The organism is Francisella philomiragia subsp. philomiragia ATCC 25015 (assembly GCF_000156715.1).
GTDB classification, from domain to species: Bacteria; Pseudomonadota; Gammaproteobacteria; order Francisellales; family Francisellaceae; genus Francisella; species Francisella philomiragia.
In genome coordinates, this window is record NZ_DS999314.1 from 1 (window position 1) to 1,413 (window position 1,413).

The following is a 1,413-nucleotide window of genomic DNA, read 5'->3' on the forward strand; positions in this document are numbered from 1 at the left end:
TTTGTTAATGAAGATAGTTATGTAGCCCCGACGACAGAGCTTGAAACAAGTTTATGTAATATCTTTGCAGAAGTACTTAGCTTAGAGAAAGTTGGTATAACAGAAGACTTCTTTAGGGTAGGAGGAGATTCTATTCTAAGTATTCAATTAAGTACTAAATTACGTAAGAGTGGTTATGAATGTAGTGTAAGAGATATATTTGATAGTCGCAATGTATCTAAATTAGCTAAGTATATTGAGTCTACTGTTAATAGTGAAATAGCTATTATTAAAGAAGAAGGTTTATTAACAGGAGAAATTGGTTTATTGCCTATACAACAGTGGTTCTTTGATAAGATTCATAGTAATGAATTTGCTGAGTATAATCATTGGAACCAGTCATTTATGGTTAAGGTTCCGAGTTTAGATAGAGATAGATTAGAATCTATATTATCTAAGTTAGTAGAACATCATGATATATTAAGAGTTAAGTATGATCTTAACTCAAATGCTCAATATTATAATGAGAGTATTGAGATACCTGAGATTAAGTATTTAGATATTAATGACTATACACAAGAGGAATTACATAAAGAGTTAACATCTTGGCAAAGTGACTTTGATATAGAAAAAGGAGCACTATTTAGAATTGGTTATTTAGAGGGCTATGCAGATGATAGCGCAAGATTGTATTTTGCATTACATCACTTAATAGTAGACGCTGTAAGTTGGAGGATATTGATTGAAGACTTTAAGGCTTTATATAACAATCAAGGACTAACACCTAAAGCAACAAGCTATAGACAATATGCTGATATAGTAAGAGGTTATGCAGACAGTAATAAGGAACAAGAAACTTATTGGAAAAATATAGTTAAAGAACTACCTAACTATGAGGTTACTAGACAAGCACCAACGATATCACAAGCAATTTTAGATAGAGAATCAACTACTTCATTGCTACAAGTTAGTAATAAGGCATATCATACAGAGATTAATGATTTATTGCTTACGGCATTATTATTATCATTGAAAGATATAAATGGTTTAGATAAGCAAGGAGTGACATTAGAGGGTCATGGTAGAGAGCATTTAGTTGAAGGGCAAGATATAGGAAATACAGTAGGTTGGTTTACAACGATGTATCCAGTGTTGCTTGAGAATCAAAAAGATTTAGTTACTACAATTAAGTATGTTAAAGAGAGCTTAAGAGCTATCAAGGATAAGGGGATAGGCTTTGGTAGTTTTGCAGTTAGTAGCGATAGTGATATTACATTCAAAGATTTGCCGGCTATTAGCTTTAACTACTTGGGACAGTTTGATGCTAAAGAGGGATTGTGGCAAGTAGTATCAGAGGATAGTGGAGTATCAATATCATCGAAGAACAAAGATCATAATATTGTTAATATAAATGGAATGGTGGTAGATGGACAG

The 1,413-nt window shown here is 32.2% G+C and carries 1 protein-coding gene; it reads left to right on the top strand.

The genetic code is table 11. The features are described 5' to 3' along the window. Positions 1-1,413, top strand: a 1,413-nt coding sequence (locus tag FTPG_RS04325) for a condensation domain-containing protein (protein WP_004287204.1), incomplete at both ends; no start/stop codon positions are given.